Genomic DNA, 255 nt, shown 5'->3' with positions numbered 1-255 from the left:
CGATCCGCTCGGCCGGATGGTCCGGGTCCAACGGCACGTACGCGCCGCCCGCGGCGTTCACCGCGTACATGCCGACCACCAGGTCGATCGAGCGCCGCATACCGAGGGCCACATACGATTCCGGGCCGACGCCATTGCTCTTGAGCCAGCGCGCCAGGCGGTGCACCCGCCCGGCGAACTCGGCATAGGACAGACTCGTCCCCTCGAACGTCACCGCGGGACTGTCCGGCGTGCGCGCGACCTGCGCCTCGAACA

1 protein-coding gene is annotated in these 255 nt (G+C 70.6%); it reads right to left on the bottom strand.

What is annotated here, in order from left to right; translation table 11 throughout:
* Window positions 1-255, bottom strand: a 255-nt coding sequence (locus IU459_RS38045) for an AMP-binding protein (protein WP_195134365.1), incomplete at both ends; no start/stop codon positions are given.

The organism is Nocardia amamiensis, from assembly GCF_015477605.1.
In the GTDB taxonomy this organism is placed as follows: domain Bacteria; phylum Actinomycetota; class Actinomycetes; order Mycobacteriales; family Mycobacteriaceae; genus Nocardia; species Nocardia amamiensis_A.
Note: the sequence above shows the minus strand (reverse complement) of the source record. Positions and strands in the feature narration are given on the sequence as shown.